This window comes from Alloalcanivorax sp. C16-1, from assembly GCF_046507805.1.
Classification (GTDB): domain Bacteria; phylum Pseudomonadota; class Gammaproteobacteria; order Pseudomonadales; family Alcanivoracaceae; genus Alloalcanivorax.
The window spans coordinates 1,486,154-1,506,378 of the sequence record NZ_JBKFTK010000001.1 but is presented as its reverse complement, the minus strand read 5'-3'; the positions used below and the strand labels follow the sequence as shown (position 1 = coordinate 1,506,378).

Below are 20,225 nucleotides of genomic sequence, written 5' to 3'. Positions count from 1 at the left end.
CTCGCGGCGTTCCCGGAAGGCCCCCACACAGATCCGCGTCCCGGATAGATGCCTCCCGCTTCGATTTCCCGTCAAAGCGCGATGAACCATAAAAAAAGCGCCCCGCAGGGCGCTTGAAGAGGTGATCGGAATCCAGCGCTATTGGCTGTACAGCCATTCGCCGCGATCCAGCGCCCGGTTATTGATGCGAATCTCAGCGATATCGCCGGCGAACAGATTGCCCGGGTTGCCCTGCCAGCTGTTGATGCCGATGTTCCAGGGCTGGCCCGGCTCCACCAGCAGCCCCTGCTGCTCATCCACGCCGGTGCGCATGGTCAGGGAACCGTCCACGTACATCCGCACGCGCTCGCCGTCGTTCACCAGGGCGATGTGGTACCAGTAGTCGTTGCCGACTTCCCAGGACCAGTTGTCCTGACCCTTGCCGTTCTGCGAGGTGCTTACCCACTGGAACTCCTTCAGCGAGGAAACGTTCAGCCCCAGGGCGGCGTCGCTGCCGGAGCAGGCCACTTCGTGGTACTGGCAGACCTGGGTGATGCCCGGCTCGTGGTTGAGAATGCCGGACCACTGGTTCTCATCGCGGGCCCAATCCGAGGGCAAGCGGACAATCGCTTCGATGGTGTATTGCGGCAGGAAACCGGGCTTGCCGGCGGCGCTGTTCTCGAAGCTCAGACCGGCCCCGCCGGTGGTCAGGTAGTAACCGCCGATGTCGTTGTTGCCGTGGAAAGTGGCGGTGCCGGCGGCGTACCCGAACGGCGGCTTGTCATCACGAAGCTCGAAGAAATCGGCCAGGTCGCCCTGCGGCTCGTTATAGGCGACCAGCTCCAGCAGGTTGCCGTTGCCGGAGGCGTCCAGGAACTGCACCGAGCCGTCGGCGCGGGTGATGCGGTGGTCATCGTCGAGAATCCAGTAGGCCTGGGTGCCCTCGATGTTGCCCGGGGCGTCCGCCACATTGCCCTGGTTGAGATCGGCGAAACGCCGCTCGAAATTCATCGGCACGCTGAATTCCCAGCGCGACAGCTCGTCCTGGGGCTGACGCTCAGCCTCCGGGATGGCCGCCACCCAGGGCGAGTAGGAACGGAAATCCAATTGCTGATCCGCTTCGTTGAAGGTCACCAGCTGCATCATGCCGTTGCCGCCCCAGAAGCCGGATTGGTAGTCGACCACCACCATCACCACGTCGCGGCCGTATTGGTTCTTGCCGATCAGGGTCGCTTCACCGTGGTTGTGGCCGCTCAGGGTCAGGAAAATCTGGTCATTGGTGCGGATCAGGTCTTCCCACAGCTGTTGACCCAGGGGGGTGAACACGGCGGTTTTGCCGTCGGAGCCGATGCCCAGCAGCTGATGGGTGGTGAGAATCGTGGGGGTGTCCGGATGCTGATCGAGCACTTCCTGCACCCAGCCCACGGTTTGCTCCGAGGGCAGCCAGTCCAGGGCCAGCACCAGGTACTCGCGGTCGCCGGCCCGGAACAGGTGATAGCTGTTGAAGCCGGTGTCGTCGGTGCCCTGGAAGGTGCTGAAGTTGGCGGCCTGCAGGGAGGCCGGGAAATGCTGCAGGAAAGGTTCATTGGCCAGGGTGCGCTGGTCGTCCCACTGGCCGCTGTTCATCACGTCGTGGTTGCCGGCCAGCACGCTGTAGGGGGTTTGCGGGTTGGCTTCCAGAATCTGCATGGCGGCGCGCGCTTCCACCCATTCCTCCGGCACATTGGGCCGGTCCACCACGTCCCCCAGATGCACGGTGAACTTGATGTTCTCGTCCTGATAATGGTCGGCGATCCATTGCGTTTGAACGGTGTAACGCTCCGGGGAATAGCGGGAATATTTCTGGGTATCCGGCAGCACCGCCAGGGTGAAGGCATTGGCGTCGCCGTTGCCACCGTCAGGCGGCGGCGCCACGGCGTTGTCGTTGGAATCGCTGTCGCCGCCGCAGGCGGAGAGAAACAGGCACAGCAAAAGCGTCAGCCAGGTGGCACGCCACCGGGCCGGATGCAGGGTATTCATGGTGAGTCTCCCGAGTAAGGACTGTTTACGCGGGGCTTACCCTACGGACCGGGTATGACTCGGTGATGGCTGAAATATTTCGATCTTTTTGACAGTTTGGGTGTGCACACGCAAACCCGGCGCCGCACCGTATGACACGGCGCGGCGCGGGAACGATCAGGCGTTTTGCGCGGCGGGCTGCGGGTCCAGGCTCTTCTTGTAGAGCGAGCGTTTGGGCTTGGCCAGCACGCGGCGCAGCATCGGCTCGAAGAACGACAGCGGCAGGGTTTCCTGTTCCGGGTCGAAGGCGGCGGCGTCGTACTTGGCGCAGAATTCCTCGGTGCGATCGAAGCAGGGATGATCGCGGAACTGCTCGCGCAGGTCAGGATCCAGGCCCAGGTGGTCGAAGAAGTAGTAGCCCTGGAAGATGGCGTGGTGCTTGACCATCCAATGGTTCTCCTCGCTCACGAACGGCTCCAGCAGGCTGGCGGCCACGTCGGCGTGGTTGTACGGGCCCAGGGTGTCACCGATGTCGTGCAGCAGGGCGCACACCACGTATTCCTCGTCCCGGCCGTCGCGGTGGGCCAGGGTGGCGGTCTGCAGGCAGTGGGTCAGACGGTCCACCGGGAAGCCGCCGCAATCGCCTTCCAGCAGACGCAGGTGATCGATGACGCGGTCAGGCAGTTCGCGGGCGAAGCCGCCGAACGCCTGGGAAATGATTTGCCAGTCCTCGGCGGTACCCTCTTCCATGTGTTTGAACTGGGCGCGGGGTTCGTGCTCGTGCATGATGCTCTCCTGGCTTGAGGGTCGATTCCCCTGGTGGGAAACCGGCCTCTGGCTCTGTTGTTTTGCTATGCCAGCAGTCTAGAACCGGCCGGGGCTCGAGACTGTCAACGGTTTGACACTTAGCGGGGCACGCCGTGTCTGAGAACAGGCCTGAAGACAGGCCCGACGACAGATCTGACCACAATCTGCGGGTGCTGCGCGGCTGCTCGCTGCTCTCCGGTTTGCCGGACGAAGCCCTGCGCGAGGCCGCCGCCCTGGCGCGCCCGCGTCCGTTCCGGGCCAACGAGGTGCTGTACGCCCGCGGCGAGGTGCAGTCGGCCCTGTCGGTGGTGGGCGCCGGCAGCGTGCGCATCAGTTCCACCAGCAGCGACGGGCGGGAGATCATGCTGACCCTGTTCGAGCCCGGCGCCTGGTTCGGCGACACGGTGTTTTCGCCGGGCATGCCCCGGGTGTTCGGCGCCACCGCCCACAGCGACGGCGAGCTGGTGGAGATACCCGGCCAGGGCTACCGGGATCTGCTGGCCCGCTACCCGCAGGCCTATCCGCGCACCCTGGACATGCTCAGCCGGCGCCTGTGGTCGGCGATTTCCATTATCGAGGACAACGGTCTGCGCGACATGCCCGGCCGGGTCGGCCGCCGCCTGCTGTTCCTGGCGCAGATGCACGAGCACGACGGCGAGATGGACGAGGCGGACGGCCCGGTGACCTTCAAACTGACCCGCGAGCACATCGCCAACATGATGGGCATGACCCGCCAGGGCGTGCACCGGGTGCTCAAAACCCTGGAAGGGGAAGGGTTGATCGCCTTCAGCTACGGCCGCGTGACGGTGCCGGACCGGGAAGCCCTGCGCCGCTACCTGGAGGAATCCACGCGGAAATAGCACGCGTGTGCCAGTATTCCGCCCCAGGGGATTTAATGGCACTTTGATATTAGTTTGTGACACACTTAAAGGCGTTCACCTGACCATCAGGTAACACTTGGTAATCTTATGTTGCGCAACGATACCGAGTGTCTTCCATGATCGACTTTCCGTTCTCCTTCGCCCAGCTGGCGCTGCCGACCCTGCCGGACCTTTCCGAGTTGCTGGTGGTGCCGCTGGCGCTGTTCGGGGTAGTGGCGCTGCTGCTGTGGAGCGGACGGATCCGGCAGAAGGTGCTGGTCAACGTGCTGGCGCTGGGGGTGATGCTGCCGCTGGTGCAGCTGTGCATGGTGACGCTGGGCGTGCATTGGCTGGGGCGGGAGCTGCAGCCGACGCTGCTGGGGATGCTGCCGCCCTGGATCGGTTAGGTCGCGCGATCCATCAATGCCCTATTCCGCCACGGCGGAATGAATAAAACGCCAGTCGTCCACCGGCTGCCCCAACACCAGGAAGTGCGGGTTGAGAATGTCTTCCTTGTTGTAGACCAGCGGCTCGAAGTCGGTGTTGACCACATGGCCACCGGCGGCGTTGACCACGGCATGGGCGGCGGCGGTGTCCCACTCGCTGGTGGGGGCCAGGCGCGGATACAGGTCGGCCTTGCCCTCGGCCACCAGGCACAGCTTCAGCGACGAGCCCATGGACGTCTTGTCCACGCTGCCCAGCCGCTGGGCGATCAGCGCTTCCAGCACGTCCATGCGCGGGCTGCCGCCGTGGCTGCGGCTGGCCACCAGAATCACCGGCGCGTGCCGTTCCCGGCAGTGAATGCTCACCCGCTCGCCGTTCTCCTGCTTGAAGGCACCCAGCCCTTCCCCGCCCAGATAGACCACGCCGGTGACCGGCACGTGCACCACGCCGAGCACCGGCCGGCCCTGTTCCACCAGCGCGATGTTGACGGTGAATTCGCCGTTGCGCTTGATGAATTCCTTGGTGCCGTCCAGCGGATCCACCAGCCAGAAGCGCTGCCAGTCCTTGCGGTCGGCGAAGTCGATGCCGCCGGATTCCTCGGAAAACACCGGGATGTCCGGGGTCAGATCGGTCAGGCCGGCGACGATCAGTTCGTGGGCGGCGCGGTCGGCGGCGGTGATCGGGCTGTCGTCGTCCTTGCGGTCCACGTTCACGTCGCCGCGGTCGTAGATCTCAAGAATGGCGACGGCGGCTTCGGCGGCGATGCGGGCCACCGGCTCCAGCAGGGCGTGCAGGTCGGTCATGGGGGTTTCCATCAGAAGGGGTTCATCAGCGGTTGTTCATCAACGACTGCTCAGCAGGCGCTGGGTCATCAGCAGGGCGGCGATCACGCGCGCCTCGGTCAGGTCGTCCCGTTCCAGCAGACGGTCCAGGTCGGACAGTTTCCAGGGGATCACTTCCAGGGGTTCCGGCTCGTCGCCGGGCAGCCGCTCTTCGTACAGGTCCTCGGCCAGGATCACGCGGATATGGTGGCCCATGTAGCCCGGCGACAGGGTCATGCGTTTGAGCAGCGTCAGCTTGCCGGCGCCGTAGCCGGCCTCTTCCTTGAGTTCCCGGTTGGCGGCCTCGCGCCAGTCCTCGCCGTGTTCCACGGCGCCCTTGGGCAGGGTCAGCTGGTAGTCCTCGACGCCGGCGCCGTATTCACGGATCAGCACCACCGTGTCCCGGTCCAGCATCGGCACGCACATGACGCCGGCGATCGGCGGCGTGCGCAGGCGCTCGTAGGTGCGCTCCACGCCGTTGCTGAAGCGCAGGTGCATCTCCTCGATGCCGAACAGCCGGCTCTTGGCGATCAGCCGGGTGTCGATGATTTCCGGTTTGCGGTCGTCCATGGGCGCTCCTGGCAATGGAGACCAAGCCTAACCGCATCCCGGAAAGAACCCAAGCCGGCAGCGCGTCAGGACGTCACCGTCTCCCGCGCCTTCTCCCAGTGGTACTTGCCGGCGTCCACCTGGCGGGTCTTGAGCCAGTAGCGCCAGGTGGAGTACGGCCAGATCGCCACGTTCTTGCCGTCCGCCTGCTGGTACCAGCTGCTGCAGCCGCCCTGCTGCCAGACGGTGCCGGCCACGTCGCGCTGCAGTTTCTCGTTGAACACGTCCATTTCCGAGCGCTTCACGTCCAGGCAGTCCACGCCCCGGGCGTCCACCTGCTGGATGGCGTCGAGGATATAGCGGGCCTGGCACTCGATCATGAAGACGATGGAATTGTGCCCCAGGCCAGTGTTGGGCCCGACCATCTGGAACAGGTTCGGGTAGCCGGCCACGGTGACGCCCAGATAGGCCTCGGAGGCGTCCTTCCAGTCGTCCTGGAGGGTGCGGCCGCCGCGCCCGACGATGGGGAAGCCCTGCATGTAGATGCGCGGATCGACCACGAAGCCGGTGCCCAGCACCAGGCAGTCCATCTCGCGCTCGCTGCCGTCGCTGAACACGATGCTGTGCTCACGCACTTCCTTCACCCCTTCGGTGACCAGTTCCACGTTGTCCCGGTTGAAGGTGGGGTAGTAGCGATTGGAGATCATGATGCGCTTGCAGCCCAGGGTATAGCTGGGGGTGAGCCGGCGGGCGGTGTCCTTGTCCTTGACCTGGAAACGGATGAACTGCTTGACCGCTTTCTCCAGCAGCGAGGCCAGGCGCGGGTGGAAAATCGGCAGCACCCGGGATTCGTTGCTCCAGTAGAGCCGCGCCCGGTGCAGTTTGCGCAGCGCCGGGAAGCGGCGGAACAGGGTCTTGCTGAGGGCACTGTAACGGCGCTCGTCGCGGGGGATGATCCAGCCCGGGGTGCGCTGCACCACGGTGAGTTGCTCCACCAGAGGGGCGATTTGCGGCACGTACTGGATAGCGCTGGCGCCGGTGCCCACGGACACCACCTTCTTGCCGGCCAGGTCATAGTCGTGGTCCCACTGGGAGGAGTGGAACACCTTGCCCTGGAACCGCTCCAGGCCCGGGAATTTCGGAATCTGGGGCACGTGCAGCGGGCCGCTGGCGAGCACCCAGTGCTGGCACTCCACCTGATCGCCATCGGTGAGATCCAGGGTCCAGCGGGCGCGGGCCTCGTCAAAGCGGGCGCCGGTGACCTGGGCGTGGAAGCGGGTGCGGGCATGGATGTCGTGCTTGCGGGCGGTGGCCAGGATGTACTCCTGAATCTCCCGCCAGCCGCTGTAGCGGGCGGACCAGTCCGGATTGCCCTCGAAGGAAAAGGAATACATGTGCGATTGCACGTCGCAGGCGCAGCCCGGATAGGTATTTTCCCGCCAGGTGCCGCCCAGCTCGCCGGCCTTCTCCAGCACCACGAAGTCCTCGATGCCGGCCTCGCGCAGTTTGATGGCCATGCACAGGCCACCGAAACCGCCGCCGACGATGGCGACCTTCACGGCCCGGTTGCGCGGATTCACTCGACTGTTCATGTTGTTCTCCCTTTGGCGACGCCTGTTCGATGGGCCTACCCTAACCGGGTCGCGGCCGGAAGAAAGCTGCTAAGCTGACCGGAAAATTGATCATTCCGGCCAAAGCCATGTCGCAACGCTCGATCCTTGCCCTGATGTACACCGTGGATCTGCTCCGCCAGCGCGGGGTGGAGTGCGATGCGGTGCTGGCCCGCCACGGGCTGGACCCGGCGCGGCTGGACCCCAACGGCGAGATCGAACGCGACCGGGAGCTGGCGGTGCTGACGGCCCTGCTGCCGCTGGCCGGGGACCCGGCGTTCGGCTTCGAGATGGGCCAGCGCTTCGGGCTGGCCGGCTACGGGCCGCTGACCATGCTGCTGATGACCAGCCGCTCCGCCTTCGAGGGCTTTCAGTTGGGGGTGCGCTACCAGGCGCTGACCTATCTGTATGGCGAGTTGTCGCTGGTGCCCGGCGAGCAGGACACGGCGCTGATTCTCAAGCCCATTGCCCTGCCGCCGACCGTGCGGCGGATGCTGATCGACCGGGACATGACCGGCACCTTCCGGCTGGTCAACGACCTGCAGACCCAGCTGGGGCTGGACCTGGCACCTCGGGAGGTGTGGCTGCCCTACCCGCGTCCCGCGGAAACCGCTTTCTACGAGGATTACTTCCGCTGCCCGGTGAAGTTCGATCAGCCCTGGGCCCAGGCCAGCATCCGCAACCGCGACCTGGCCACGCCGCTGCCGTTTCACAACCAGGCCGCCCAGGACCTGTACCGCTCCCAGTGTGATGCCCTGCTGGCCCGCCGAAGCGGCGCGGCCGAGGGCCTGGCGGAGCGGGTGGTCGCCTATCTGGATCTGTTTCTGGGGGATTTTCCGGACGCCGCCCGCGCCGCCGCCACCTTCGACCTGCCGGAGCGCAGCTTCCGCCGCCGCCTGGGCGCGGAAGGCCGCGGCTACCAGACCCTTCTCGATCAGGTGCGCCTGCGCAAGGCCCGCGCCCTGCTGGCGGATTCGTCGCTGAGCATGGAGCGCATCGCCGACCGGCTCGGCTACAGCGAGCCGGCGGCCTTTATCCGCGCGTTCCGGCGCTGGACCGGGCTGCCCCCGGCGAAATACAGAAAGACGATGCAGGATCCGGGATGAATCGGCCGCGCGGCGGCCTTATTGTTCCCCGCGAATGCGCTGCACGATATGGGTGGTGGAAATGTTCTCGGCGAAATCGAGTACCTCCACCCGGCCGCCGTAGGCCTGCACGATGGGCGCGCCCACCACCTGGTCCACGCTGTAGTCGCCGCCTTTCACCAGCACGTCCGGCTTGATCTTTTCCAGCAGCGGTTCCGGGGTATCGGTGTCGAACGCCACCACGTAGTCCACCGCTTCCAAGGCCGCCAGCACCGCCATGCGGCGCTCCAGCGGGTTGATCGGCCGGCCCGGCCCTTTCAGGCGCTTCACCGACTCATCGCTGTTCACCGCCAGCACCAGCCGGTCGCCCAGCCGGCGGGCGGAATCCAGGTAGCCCACATGGCCGGCGTGGATGATGTCGAAGCAGCCGTTGGTGAACACGATGGTCTCGCCCTGGGCGCGGGCATCCTCGATGGCCAGCAGCAGCTGCTCCTCGGTCATGGCGCCCCGGCCCGGGCCACCGGCCTGGTGCACCGCCCGGCGCAGTTCCGGAGCGCTGACCACGGCGGTGCCCAGCTTGCCGACCACGATACCGGCGGCGATATTGGCCAGCGCCACCGCGTCTTCCAGGGTGGCGCCGGCAGCCAGGGCCACCGCCAGGGTGGAGATCACGGTGTCACCGGCGCCGGTGACGTCGAACACCTCGCGGGCATGGGTGGGCAGGTGGCGTTCCGGCTGGCCGGCGCGCAGCAGGGTCATGCCGCGCTCGCTGCGGGTCACCAGCAGCGCCTCCAGGTCCAGCTCCGCCATCAGGGTCTGGCCCTTCTCCGCCAGCGTCTTTTCATCGGGCACCGGACCCACCACCGCCTCGAACTCGGACAGGTTCGGCGTCAGCAGGGTGGCGCCCCGGTAGCGTTCGAAGTCGCTGCCCTTGGGGTCCACCAGCACCGGCACGCCGGCGTCCCGGGCCAGCCGGATCAGCCCCGGGCAATCGCGCAGGGCGCCCTTGGCGTAATCGGACAGCACCAGGGCGCCGCAGCCGGCCAGCCGCGCGCGCACCTTGTCGGCGAACGGCGCCGGGTCCTGGTCCTGGAAGGATTCCTCGAAGTCCAGCCGCAGCAGTTGCTGCTGGCGGCTCACCACCCGCAGCTTGGTGATGGTGGGCAGGCCGGCCACTTTCTGGAAATCGCAGGTCACGTCGGCGGCGCCCAGGCGCTCCTCGAGAATGCCCGCCGCCTCGTCCTCGCCGGTGACGCCCACCAGCTCGGCGCGGGCGCCCAGGGCGGCCATGTTCAGGGCCACGTTGGCGGCGCCGCCGGGGCGGTCCTCCAGATCGGTGACGCGCACCACCGGCACCGGCGCTTCCGGGGAAATGCGGCCGGTGGGGCCATGCCAGTAGCGGTCGAGCATGACGTCGCCCGCCACCAGCACCCGGGCCTGGCCAAACGGGGGAATCTCCAGGTTGGGCATCGCCCTACTCCATCTAGTGTGCTGACAGCGGCGGAGTGTAGCATAGCGGTGGATGCCGGCAGCCGGGCTGAGTACACTTTGCCGCTCGCCGGGGCGGCCACGCCCGCCGGACCGGCACCCATACGCAACGGGACGGAACTCTATGACGGCATTGCGCCACAACGCGCAACAGGGCAGATGGTTGAGACTGTGGCTGACGGTCTCCTTCGCGGTGATGTTCACCGGCCCGTTCCTGTTTCATTCGCGGGTGGCGCTGCTGAACGTGGTGGACGTGCTGTTCTTCGTGCCCTCGCTGACCCTGCTGACCCGGGCGCTGGTGAGCGGCGACCGCCAGCTGCTGCTGGATATCTGGCTGGTGCCGCTGTACGCCTTCCTGGGCTGGACCCTGCTGACCATGGGCTGGGCCGAGGACGTGAACAGTTCGCGCACGGTGCGCGCGGTGGTGCAGATCGTGATTCTGGTGGGCATGCTGCGCTGGCTGCATCTGTATTACCAGCACACCCTGAAACTGGCGCTGGCCAACGGCGCCATGACCGCCATGGTGGTGCTGGCGGTGATCATGGTCAGCTATTACACCATCCAGCCCCTGGACAGCCCCCTGTTCAGCCAGCCCGCCAGCCTGATCTTCAACCTGCCCCAGCCGGGCCCGCTGATCGGCACCATGGCGCTGGTGGCGCCCACCTTCATTCTGCTGGCCCAGGCCCTGGAAGAGGGCATCACGCCCAAGGGCGCGCGCCGTGGCGCCGGCGCCCTGGTGGGGTTCACCTTTCTGGTGGCGGTGCAGCCGCACACCGGCCTGATGCTGCTGGTGATGGCGCTGGCCTGGGTGCTGCTGCGCCATGGGCAGCGGCTGCTGGCCGCCCTGGCCGGCGCGGTGGCCCTGTATATGGCGCTGGACTTCGAGGTACTGCGCCAGGCCCAGCTGTATTTCAGCCATCCGCTGTTCGGCAACGGCTTCAGCCAGGAGAGCGGCGACTCCCTGCTGGAGGGCATTCCCGACGGCCTGCGGGTGCTGCCGCACCCCAATAACGTGCTGCTGGCGGTGGTGCACAGCACCGGCCTGGTCGGTCTGCTGCTGTTCCTGGCCGCCTGGGCGGTGCCCGCCTGGAACCTGCCGGACAACGACCAGAAGCACCGCGAGGGCGCGGTGTTCCTGGTCAGTGTGCTGCCCGGCCTGCTCACCATGCTCAGCGCCGGCGCCTACACGCTGGTGCCCTTCCACCCCAGCTGGATGTGTCTGTGGCTGCCCCTGGCCCTGATGCTGGCCAGCCTCAGTACCCGCGAAAGCCGGCCCGCGCTCAAGCAGGGCTAGGGAACCATGGGTAAGCGCCGCCAACGCCCCACCGACCCCAGGGACCCGCGCCTGTGGCCCACCCGGGCCGGGCTGGCGCTGTTCTGGCTGATCGGCCAGTTGCCCTGGGACTGGCTGCTGGCCGCCGGGCGCGGCCTGGGCCGACTGGCCTGGTATCTGGCGCCGGCGCGCCGGCGGGTGGCCCTGATCAATCTGAAGCTGTGCTTCCCGGAACTGTCCGAGCAGGAACGGACGGCGCTGGCGCGGCGGGTGATGACCAGTACCGGCGAGGCCCTGCTGGAAATGGCCGGCGCCTTCCACAATCGCCGTATCGACCTGGGCCAGCGGCTCAGCGTCTCCGGGCTGGAGCACCTGGAGGCGGCCCGGGCACGGGGCCAGGGCGTGCTGCTGCTGGGCATGCATTTCAATTCCATCGACGTGGGCAGCCGCCTGCTGGGGAAATTCTTTTGCTTCAGCGTGGTCTACCGACCCAACGACAACCTGCTGCTGGACAAGCTGATCAGTGAAGGCCGGGGCACCTGGGTCAACCACTCCGTGGACCGCGACGACCTGCGCCAGACCGTGCGCCTGCTGCGCCGGGGCGAGGTGGTGTGGTACGCCCCGGACCAGGATTACGGCACCCGCCATGCGGTGTATGTGCCGTTCTTCGGGGTGCCGGCGGCCACCATCACCGCCACCAGCCGGATCGCCAAAATGGGCAAGGCGGCGGTGATTCCCTGTGCCCACTACCGGCTGCCCGGTGGCCGGTACCAGATCGAATTCGGCGCCCCGCTGGAGGACTTTCCCGGCGACGACGACGAGGCGGACACCGCGCGCATCAACCGCACGGTGGAACACTATGTGCGCAAGCATCCGGAGCAATACCTGTGGGTGCACAAACGCTTCAAACATCAGCCCCCGGGCCAGCCCAACCCTTACCGATAAGACTCTCTGGAGCCGCCAGGATGCAAAGCCCCGCCCCGCCCGCCACCCCGCCGCGCCGCGAACGCCTGCTCACCGCCTGGCTCGGTCTGTCCATGGCGCTGATGTTCTGCGGGCTGCTGGTGTTCCCCTCGCGTACCAGCCTGATGAACGCCCTGGACGCGGTGTTCTTCCTGCCGGCGCTGATCGTGGTGCTGGTGGCCGCCCGTCACCGGCCCCTGGAGCTGGTCACCCGCTGGCCGCTGCTGTGGATCTTTCTGCTCTACGCCACCCTGTCCACCTACTATTCGCCCAGCCCCAATCCCAGCCGCTTCGTGCGCGCCATGATCGAGCTGTTCGTGCTGTTCAGCGCCTTTGAACTGTTCGTGCGGCGCTGGCCGGGGGCGTTCTGGCGGGCCATGCTGATCGGCATCGCCGCCGCCGCCGTGGCCGCCGCGGTGGACTTCTACGCCTATTACTTCATCGTCGGGCGGCCGTTCGACAATCAGCTGTATGGCGTGTTCGAGCGCTTCGAGATCACCCCCTGGCTGGTGCTCGACACCAACCAGCTGTACGCCAGCATGTACTGCATCACCCTGCCCTTCTTCGCCTTTTTCGCTTCCCGCCAGCTGCCGCCGGCGCGCTGGATCAGGGTGCTGCCGTGGCTGACCACCCTCACCCTGCTGGTGTACCTGGCCGCCAACCAGCGCCGCTCCACCCTGGTGGCCCTGGCGGTGGGCTGCCTGGCGCTGCCGGTACTGACCGGCACCCGGCGCCTGCTGGTGCCGCTGGCGGTACTGGCCCTGGTGCTGGGCGCCATCGTCGCCGTGGACCCGGGCATCATCACCGAACGGGGCGCCAGCGAGCGGCCGGCGCTGTGGTCGGCGAGCTGGGAACACATCAAGGAGGCGCCGGTGTTCGGCCACGGCATGGCCAACCGCAGCGTCGACCTGCACATCCTCAATGCCCAGGGCGAGCCGGTGGTGCACGACCACCCGCACAACTATTACCTGTCGCTGCTGTATTTCCTCGGCTTCGCCGGGCTGTTGCTGTGGACGCTGCTGTGGCTGCCGGAGGGGCTGAAGGCGCTGCGCCACCACCGCCATCGCACGGTGCTGTTGCTGGCCGCCCTGGCCACCGGTTTTTCGGCGGTGCTGTTCGACGGCATTCACCCCTACACACCGTTCATGTACAACTGGCCCAGTGTGTGGATTCCCATGGCCCTGCTGGTGGCCGTGGTGCGCCAGTTGCCCGACGCCCCCGCCGGAGGCCCGCGATGAAAGTGGTTCAGATCTGCAAGTACCGCAATACCAACGTGGAAGGGGTGGACCTGTTCGAGGAAGTGTTACGGTCGGCCGGGGATCATCGGCGCAGCTTCTATATTCTCAACGGCGACGACGGCGACCTGCGCGAACGGCTGGGCTGCGAGACCCGCACCTTCCACCTGAGCAAGTCGGACATCAAACGCATCCGTCCCTCGGCGGTGTTGAAGGTGCTGCGCGCGCTGCGCGCCGACCGTCCGGACGTGATCGTTACCCACCGCATCAAGCCCGCCGTGTTCGCCGCCTGGGCGGCCCTGTTTCTGCCCGGCGTCCGCAAGATCGCGGTGATCCACAATATGTCGGAGTTCAAAAAGCCGCGCCGGCTGTGGTTCGCCCGCTGGATGATGCGCGACTGGATCTTCGTGGGTTGTTCCGAGGCGGTGCGCGACGACATGCTGGCGCGGGGGTTCCCGGCGGACCGCACCGTGGCCATCCCCAACTCGGTGGACCAACGCATCGTGCGCGACAACCTGATGCCGCGCCAGGCGGCGCGGGAGGACCTGGGCGTGCCGGTGGACGCCCGCCGGGTGATCGGCACGGTGGGGCGCGCCCGGCCGGTGAAAGGCCATCACTTCTTTATCGACGCCATGAAGGAAATGACCGACCCGCCCTACGTGGTGGTGATCGGTGACGGCGAGACCCTGGAGCCGCTGCGCCAGGCCGCCGCCGAAGCGGGGCTCTCGGAGCGGCTGATTTTCGCCGGTGGCCGCCGCAACGCCTACCGCTATTTATCGGCTTTCGACGCCCTGATCATGCCGTCCCTGCGCGAGGGGCTGCCGATCGCCATGCTCGAAGCCATCGCCGCCGGCGTGCCGGTGTTCGGCACGCCGGTGGGCGGGGTGCCCGAGATTCTGCGGGACCCGGCCTGGCTGTTTCCGAAGGAGGATGTGCCGGCCCTGCGCGACAAGCTGGCCTGGCTGGGAGACGCCGGGCAGAGTGACCTGGACGCGGTGCGCGATGCCCAGTACCGGGTGTTCGAGCAGGACTTCAGCATCGAGCGCTACCACGCCCGCTTCCTGGCGCTGATGGAAGGCCGGCCACTGCCGGCCTGATCACTCCGGCGCGCGGAACTGTTCCCAGTTGCGCTGAAAGCGGGCCCGGTCGCGGGCCGCCTGGCGCCGCCGGCGAGCCGGCAGCGCGCTGAAGCCGGCGCCGTCCAGGTCGATAAAGACCGGCTGGTCCTGGTCATCCACCAGAATGTTCTGCGCCTTGGCGTCGCCGTGCCAGAAGCCGGTATCGCCGAGCCGCGCCAGCCAGCGTTCCACCGCCGGCGCCACCCGCCGGGCCCGCTCCCGGTCGCTTTCCATCAGCACGCTCAGCGCGGTGCCTGGCACCCGGGGAAAGGCGATCGCCGCGGCGCCGTCCGGTCGGCGCCGCAGCATCACCGGCCGTGGCGTGGGCACGCCCAGCAACGCCCAGGTCCAACCCATCACCCAGGAAATGTCCGCGCGGCTGCGGAACCACCGCGCCCGCAGCCGCGCCTTGGCGCCGCCTTCCCGGTAATGCTTGATCACCCACAGGTCGTCGCCGTACACGCTGACGCGGCTGCCCTCCTTGATCAGCGGCAGGGACGCCGGGTCGCGCAGGGCGGCGGCCAGGGCCTGCCGCTGGTCGGCGGGCAACGCCCGCCGGTACAGCCATTGCTCGCCGTGTTCCGCCCAGACACCGATGGCGGAGGATTCCCGGCGCCATTTCTTCATGGCACTGCGCAGCCGCCGGTTGCTGCGCCGCCGGATCATGGCGGCCAGCCCCCGGTCGCGCAGGCCCTCCCGGCGCAGCCGCTCGACCACCTTGTCGACCAGGGCGTCGCGCAGGTCCAGGGGCGTCTGGGCGCAGAACAGGGCCAGGTTGTCGAGAATCGCGGGCTCGTGGCGCAGGCCGCCGGGCAGCGGCGCCATTTCCCCGGCGTCGATGACCACAAAGCGTTCGCCGTCGAACAGAAAATTATCCAGGTGCAGATCCAGCTGGCGCAGATCCGCGTGGTAGAGACTGAACAGGCTGTCCAGCAGGTCCTCGCCCAGGGCCAGGCCGCGCTCGCCGCGCAACGCCGCCTGACCGGACTGGCCGGCCACCCAGTCGGTGATCAGGATGGCGCCGTGGGCGTCCTCGCTCTCATGGCGCAGGGCGGGCACCGCCAGGCCGGCGGCGATCAGCTCCCGGTGGCGCGCCACCTCGCGGCGCGCCTCGTCCTGATGGCCGGCGAAGAACAGCTTGGCGAACACGGTGTCGCCCCGCCAGCGGGCGCGCACCGCCAGCCGGCGGCCGGGCAGATGGCGCAGCAGCACCTCGGCGTATAAGGGGTCGCCGTCCACTTCCACGGTGAACGGGCCGGCCCGGCTCCAGTCGCGGCCGGCCAGCTCCCGCCAATCGTCGAAGTCTTGCGTGATATCGGTACTCAAGCCCCACCCCGTTTGCCCGGCCTCAGGCTGGCAACATAGCGGCGCAGATAACGGAGGTGCAATGCCTGGCGCCAATCCGCGCCCAGGGCGATGCGGAAGAAGCGCCGCACCAGATCCGGCCGGCCATGGCGGTCGGCCAGTTTGAGCAGGGAGAGGGCCCGCCGCGCCCGGTAGCGGCGGCGCTCGCCCTGGGCCCAGTCCGGCAGGCCGTTGTCATCGAAGATCCGTGCTTCCAGATCCATGCCCACGGCGAGCGCGGCGTCCAGATCGTGGCGCATGCTGTCCGCGTGCTTGTGGATCACCGCCACCGGCGCCGCGCTCACCGCCGCCGGGTAAAGCGCCAGGGCGTGGGCGAATACCGGCAGGTCCTCGGTGTGGCGCAGGGCCGGGTCGTAGGCGGTGTGGGCGAACAGGTCACGGTGCATGGCGCAGGCACCGTTGGAAATAGTCAGCGTCTTGTCCAGATAAGCGCGGAAATTCACGCGCGGATCGTCGCTGACCGGGGCCGGGGCAATGCGGTCCCGGCGGGTGCCATGGTCCGCTTCATGGCCGCCGACGATCAGCCGCGCCCGGGGATGGGCCTCAATGGTCGCCGCCAGCCGCGCCAGGGCGCCGGGACAGAGTTCGTCGTCGGCGTCCAGAAACAGCAGCCAGTCGTGGCGCGCCTCGCGCAGCCCCCGATTGCGCACCGCCGCCAGGCCGGCGTTGTCCTGGTGCACCACCCGGAACGGCTCCGGGCGCCGTGCGGCCAGGTCCGCCAGCACCGCTTCGGTGTCGTCGGTGGAGCCGTCGTTGATCACCACCACCTCGAAGGGGGTGTAGTCCTGGCGCAGCGCGGACACCAACGCCCGCTCGATGACCCGGGCGTAGTTGTAGGCGGGGATAACGATGGAAAAACCGGGGCCTTCGCTCATATGTCCTTACCCGGATGTTCGCTGAAACCCAGTGGAAAGCTCGGCGTCTTTTCGAAATAGCGCAGGTAGATGCCCTCCGCCTCGTGGCGGGCGGCGTCCAGCAATCGCGCCTTGTCCGCCAGCGCCTCGCGCAGCGGCATGTCGGTGTAGGCGCGCACGAAACGGAGCAGATCCCGATGGGTCAGGTCCAGGCGCGCGGTGGAGAAGTACAGGCCGCCGATGTCCTTGGTGCGCCAGCGGCGCGGCACCCGGGCGCGCACCTGGGAGCGGTGCAGGTCGATCAGATGCAGCGGCGCGGTGGCGTCGTGGCGGTCCACCGCGGAGCGGGCGATCAGAAAGTGCCCCAGGTAGAAATCCCGATGATTGACGCCGGCGTCGTGCATGGCCTTGGCGATTTCCCCGACCCGGCGGATCAGCGCCCATTTAAACGGCGCCGGGCCCGGGTGCAGCCGCCAATGCTCGCCCAGTTCTTCCAGGCTGACCGTGTGCATCAGTTCATCGGTGACCAGAAACGAACGGCGGCGCGCCGGGTTGGCGCCGCGCTCGCCGTAGCCGGCGATGCTCAGGGTGTCGATGCCGGCGGCCTGCACGGCGTGGATGGCGCGCACCTCCGACAGGGCGCCGAGCACCGGCAGCTTGCCCTGGGTGAGGTTCTTGATGATTTCCTTCCAGCCCACGCCGCCGTGGTATTTGAGAAAGTAGTGCCGGCCATCGGCGATGAACCGCAGCGTGCGCCGCCCTTCCCGGGCCCGGAACACATCGCCGTCCTGGCGGGCGGCCTGTTCCAGGGGATCCAGCCCCTGCCAGGCGCGGGCCAGATCCTCGCGCAGGTACAGCGTCATGGGGATTCTCCGGCGGTGGCCGCGCCGTCCGGGCGGGCCTCGATGGCGTCCACCGCGTGGTCCACCAGACTGTAGATGTCGGCGTCGGCGGCGAAGGCCCGGCCGCGCTCGCGCCACCGGTCTCGGGGCTGGAGCAGCAACCGCGACGCGGCGGCGGTGAGCGCCGCCGGGGTGGGATCGTCCAGCACCGCGCCCAGGTCCGCGTCACGGACGTAACCGGCGTAGCCGCAGGCGGAAGTGGTCAGCACCGGCAGGCCGGCGATGGCAGCTTCCAGCAGCACGGTGCCGGTGTTTTCCGCGTAGGCGGGGTGCAGCAGCAGGTCCGCCGACCACAGCCAGTCGGGCACGTTGTCCTGGCCACCCATGAAACGCACGCGGCTGGCCACGCCGAGCCGCTCCGCCAGCCGCAGGTAGGGGCCGGCGTCGTCGTCACCGACCACGAACAGGCGCACATCCTCGCCCAGGCCGGCCAGGGCGCGGATCGCCCGATCCAGCCCCTTGGTGCGAAACCCGGAGCCCACGAACAACAGCAGGGGCGTGGTTTCCGCCACGCCCAGTTCGGTACGCAGCCGCGCCCGGCGCAGGGAAAAATCCTCCGGCAGCAGGCGGTCCCGGCGAATGCCCGGCGGCAGGTCCACGAAACGCCGGTCCGGAGTGCCGTAGTGGCGCTGGTAAAGGGCGCGCTGACGGGGGGAGATCGACAACACGCCGGTGTTCTGATCGGGCTCGAACACCGCCGCCTCCATGGCCAGCTTGCTGCGGTAGCGCGGCAGCCAGCGTTTGGGGCCGTGGTAACGATCGGCCAGGCAGCCGTCGGCGGCGTAGTACCAGTCCAGGCCGGGCATCTTGTTGAAGCCCACCACCCGGTCGAAGTCGCTCAGACGCGGGCGCACCGCCTCGGCGAAGGCGGCATCGCGGGCATGGTTGCTGGCGCCGCCCACCGGCACCGTTTCCAGGGCCGGGCCCTCCGGTGCCGGGCCGTGCCAGGCGCGGGTCAGCACCGTCACCGGGTGGCCGCGCGCCACCGCCGCCTGGGCGATGGCCAGCATGTCCCGCTGCAGGCCGCCGTAGGGAAAGTACTCGAACAACAGGAACGCCAGCTTCATGGGCCCGCCACCTCGATCAGACTCTGCCACACCCGGTGCGGCTTGAGGCTGCTGAAACAGGGCGGCTCCACGCCGCGCCCCAGGCTGCCCCGGTAGGTGCAGCGTTCCTGCACGCAGGGTGCGCAGGGAAACTCCGCCGCCAGACTGCGCGCGCGGGGCCCGCGCACCCCGGTAAGACGGGGGTCCGTGGGGCCATAGAGGGCGATGCCGGGCAGGCCGGCGGCGGCGGCCAGGTGGGCCAGGCCGGTGTCCACCGCCAGGAAACCGTCCCAGTGCAGCAGCTTGTCGGTGAGTTCCGCCAGGGACAGCCGGGGCAGCACCCGCACCGCGTCCAGGCCACGGCAAAGCCGTTCGGCGCGGGCTTTCTCCACCTCATTGCCCCACGGCAGCCAGACCCGGTGGCCGGCGGCGTCGGCGCGCTCCGCCAGGTCCCGCCAGTAGGGTTCCGGGTAATGTTTGGTGGGCCAGGTGGTGCCGTGGCAGAACACCAGCTCCGCGCCGGGCTCGCCGAGCCCCCGTGGCACGTGCTCGCGAATCAGGCCATAGTCCGGCTCATCGTCCGGGGGGGCATAGCCCAGGGCGGCGGCGAACAACTGGCGCACCCGGCTGATGGCGTGCTGGCCCCGGGGCACCGCCAGCGGGTGGTCGAGCACCCGGGCGGACAACCGCTCGCGGGCGGAGGCCCGGTCCAGCCCGTATTTGGGGCCCTCGGCGAGACGGGTGATAAAGGCGCTTTTGATCAGCCCCTGGGCATCGATCACCGCGTCGTAGCGGCGCGCCCGCAGGGCCGCCTTGAAGGTACCCCACTCGCCGCTGCGGCGGGCCCGCAGGGGATGGCGGCGCCACTCGCGCAGCTTGCAGGGCAGCACCCGCTCCACCGCCGGGTGGCGACCGGCCAGATCGGCGAACGGCGCCTCCACCACCCAGTCCACCCGCAGCCCCGGCAAGGCGGCGGCGGCGTCGGTGAGCGCCGGCAAGGTGTGAATGACGTCGCCCATGGACGACGTCTTGATCAGAAGAACATGCATGCTGTGTCTACGATTGCCGCTCTTTCGGGGCCAGCAGCCGGAGCAGCCTGCGGTCGGCGGCGTTCAGCCGCGACCGGCCCAGATAACGCTGCAGAAAACGCAGGCGATCGTGCAGCCCGACGCCCTGGGTGCGACGGGACAGACTCTCCATATCGCGCAGGCGGTGGGCGGCACCGGCCGGATGGCGCGCCTTTTCCAGATCGATGAAGCGTACATCAAAGCGCCCCAGGGCGGGCCGCCAGGCGACAAAAATATGTTTCGGGTAGAGCGTGCGGTGGGCCACGCCACGGCTGTGCATATAGCGCAGGGCATCGGCCACGTCCTGCACCAGCCGCCAGCGCTGCACCGGCGACAGCGCCAGGCGATTGAGCCGGTCCAGGCTCTCGAAACCGTCCAGGCCCAGGCTGACCAGCACCGTGTAGCGGTGGCCGTCGGCGCCGGTGCGGCTGTCGAAGAACACCGGCCGGGCCACCGGAATGCCCCGTTTGAGACAGTCCACCAGAGCCCGGAACTCCTTCACCAGGGTGGGCTCCCCGCGCAGCGGGTGGCGCAGGCTGGGACGCAGCTGATCGCGCTGGCGCTTGATGTAAAGGCTGCGCGGGCGCCCCTCGCCGTCGGCCAGCCTTACCCGGTAGACGCTCAGCTCACCGCCATAGCGATAGTTGGGCTCGTCCACCCGCTCGACGTCCGGCAGGGTCCACCAGGCGTCCAGATCGCTCAGCCCCCGCGTCAGAAAAACAGCACGCCAGTCGCTGGCAAGAAAAGATCGCGATCCCATG

General features: G+C 68.1%; 19 protein-coding genes. 7 read left to right on the top strand and 12 right to left on the bottom strand.

The genetic code is table 11. The annotated features are described in order from the left end of the window. Positions 1-138: 138 nt before the first annotated feature. Together ACLD0W_RS07180 and ACLD0W_RS07175 are read right to left on the bottom strand one after the other, a co-directional pair. Positions 139-1,998 (bottom strand): LamG-like jellyroll fold domain-containing protein, encoded by a 1,860-nt coding sequence (locus ACLD0W_RS07180; RefSeq protein WP_410306790.1) that lies wholly within the window; start codon positions 1,996-1,998, stop codon positions 139-141. 156 nt (positions 1,999-2,154) lie between these two features. Further along, positions 2,155-2,763: an HD domain-containing protein gene (locus ACLD0W_RS07175; RefSeq protein ID WP_410306789.1), complete on the bottom strand. Its 609-nt coding sequence runs from the start codon at positions 2,761-2,763 to the stop codon at positions 2,155-2,157. Positions 2,764-2,897: 134 nt separating this feature from the next. On the opposite strand from ACLD0W_RS07175, the gene ACLD0W_RS07170 reads away from it, so the two are divergent. Both ACLD0W_RS07170 and ACLD0W_RS07165 read left to right on the top strand, forming a co-directional pair. After that, complete coding sequence (locus tag ACLD0W_RS07170) at positions 2,898-3,644, top strand: Crp/Fnr family transcriptional regulator (RefSeq protein ID WP_410306788.1); 747 nt, start codon at positions 2,898-2,900, stop codon at positions 3,642-3,644. 137 nt (positions 3,645-3,781) lie between these two features. Next, positions 3,782-4,051, top strand: coding sequence for a hypothetical protein (locus ACLD0W_RS07165; protein WP_410306787.1), 270 nt, complete (start codon positions 3,782-3,784; stop codon positions 4,049-4,051). A 21-nt stretch (positions 4,052-4,072) separates the two neighbouring features. Here the strand turns inward: ACLD0W_RS07165 and cysQ are convergent, their stop codons facing one another. The 3 genes from cysQ to ACLD0W_RS07150 all read right to left on the bottom strand — a co-directional run bounded on the left by cysQ (position 4,073) and on the right by ACLD0W_RS07150 (position 7,050). Further along, entirely contained in the window at positions 4,073-4,891 is an 819-nt protein-coding gene (cysQ, locus tag ACLD0W_RS07160; RefSeq protein ID WP_410306786.1) for a 3'(2'),5'-bisphosphate nucleotidase CysQ, read from the bottom strand. 39 nt (positions 4,892-4,930) lie between these two features. After that, entirely contained in the window at positions 4,931-5,479 is a 549-nt protein-coding gene (nudE, locus tag ACLD0W_RS07155) for an ADP compounds hydrolase NudE (protein WP_410306785.1), read from the bottom strand. Between the two features lie 65 nt (positions 5,480-5,544). Further along, positions 5,545-7,050: a flavin-containing monooxygenase gene (locus ACLD0W_RS07150; RefSeq protein ID WP_410306784.1), complete on the bottom strand. Its 1,506-nt coding sequence runs from the start codon at positions 7,048-7,050 to the stop codon at positions 5,545-5,547. 107 nt (positions 7,051-7,157) lie between these two features. Here ACLD0W_RS07150 and ACLD0W_RS07145 point away from each other — a divergent pair, with 107 nt between their 5' ends. Continuing rightward, on the top strand, positions 7,158-8,174 hold the full coding sequence (locus tag ACLD0W_RS07145; RefSeq protein ID WP_410306783.1) for an AraC family transcriptional regulator: 1,017 nt from the start codon (positions 7,158-7,160) through the stop codon (positions 8,172-8,174). Positions 8,175-8,192: 18 nt separating this feature from the next. Here the strand turns inward: ACLD0W_RS07145 and hldE are convergent, their stop codons facing one another. Continuing rightward, positions 8,193-9,623 (bottom strand): bifunctional D-glycero-beta-D-manno-heptose-7-phosphate kinase/D-glycero-beta-D-manno-heptose 1-phosphate adenylyltransferase HldE, encoded by a 1,431-nt coding sequence (gene hldE, locus ACLD0W_RS07140; RefSeq protein ID WP_410306782.1) that lies wholly within the window; start codon positions 9,621-9,623, stop codon positions 8,193-8,195. A 181-nt stretch (positions 9,624-9,804) separates the two neighbouring features. Between hldE and ACLD0W_RS07135 the strand changes: the two genes are divergently transcribed. The 4 genes from ACLD0W_RS07135 to ACLD0W_RS07120 are packed head-to-tail and all read left to right on the top strand — an operon-like array spanning position 9,805 to position 14,209. Next, positions 9,805-10,935, top strand: a complete 1,131-nt coding sequence (locus tag ACLD0W_RS07135) for a hypothetical protein (protein WP_410306781.1) — start codon at positions 9,805-9,807, stop codon at positions 10,933-10,935. Between the two features lie 6 nt (positions 10,936-10,941). Beyond that, the gene (gene lpxL, locus ACLD0W_RS07130; protein WP_410306780.1) at positions 10,942-11,859 is read left to right on the top strand and encodes an LpxL/LpxP family Kdo(2)-lipid IV(A) lauroyl/palmitoleoyl acyltransferase; all 918 of its coding nucleotides are present in this window, start codon (positions 10,942-10,944) and stop codon (positions 11,857-11,859) included. Positions 11,860-11,879: 20 nt separating this feature from the next. Further along, entirely contained in the window at positions 11,880-13,115 is a 1,236-nt protein-coding gene (locus ACLD0W_RS07125) for an O-antigen ligase family protein (RefSeq protein WP_410306779.1), read from the top strand. Continuing rightward, positions 13,112-14,209: a glycosyltransferase gene (locus ACLD0W_RS07120; protein ID WP_410306778.1), complete on the top strand. Its 1,098-nt coding sequence runs from the start codon at positions 13,112-13,114 to the stop codon at positions 14,207-14,209. Before ACLD0W_RS07125 ends, ACLD0W_RS07120 begins: the two co-directional genes overlap by 4 nt. On the opposite strand, the gene ACLD0W_RS07115 is transcribed toward ACLD0W_RS07120, so the two are convergent. Genes ACLD0W_RS07115 through ACLD0W_RS07090 form a run of 6 tightly spaced genes read right to left on the bottom strand, consistent with a single transcriptional unit; the run spans position 14,210 to position 20,224 of the window. Then, positions 14,210-15,556, bottom strand: coding sequence for a phosphotransferase (locus ACLD0W_RS07115; protein WP_410306777.1), 1,347 nt, complete (start codon positions 15,554-15,556; stop codon positions 14,210-14,212). It abuts the gene before it with no gap. After that, a complete protein-coding gene (locus tag ACLD0W_RS07110; RefSeq protein ID WP_410306776.1) occupies positions 15,553-16,470 on the bottom strand; it encodes a glycosyltransferase family 2 protein in 918 nt (305 codons plus the stop codon). Before ACLD0W_RS07110 ends, ACLD0W_RS07115 begins: the two co-directional genes overlap by 4 nt. Further along, positions 16,467-17,312 (bottom strand): lipopolysaccharide core heptose(I) kinase RfaP, encoded by an 846-nt coding sequence (gene rfaP, locus ACLD0W_RS07105; RefSeq protein ID WP_410306775.1) that lies wholly within the window; start codon positions 17,310-17,312, stop codon positions 16,467-16,469. Before rfaP ends, ACLD0W_RS07110 begins: the two co-directional genes overlap by 4 nt. After that, positions 17,309-18,418 carry a glycosyltransferase family 4 protein gene (locus ACLD0W_RS07100; protein WP_410306774.1) on the bottom strand — a complete coding sequence of 370 codons (1,110 nt, stop codon included), beginning with the start codon at positions 18,416-18,418 and terminating at the stop codon, positions 17,309-17,311. The genes rfaP and ACLD0W_RS07100 overlap by 4 nt, the downstream gene beginning before the upstream one ends. Continuing rightward, a complete protein-coding gene (gene waaC / locus ACLD0W_RS07095) occupies positions 18,415-19,446 on the bottom strand; it encodes a lipopolysaccharide heptosyltransferase I (protein ID WP_410306773.1) in 1,032 nt (343 codons plus the stop codon). The genes ACLD0W_RS07100 and waaC overlap by 4 nt, the downstream gene beginning before the upstream one ends. Positions 19,447-19,453: 7 nt before the next feature. Beyond that, the gene (locus tag ACLD0W_RS07090) at positions 19,454-20,224 is read right to left on the bottom strand and encodes a lipopolysaccharide kinase InaA family protein (protein WP_410306772.1); all 771 of its coding nucleotides are present in this window, start codon (positions 20,222-20,224) and stop codon (positions 19,454-19,456) included. Position 20,225 lies beyond the last annotated feature (1 nt).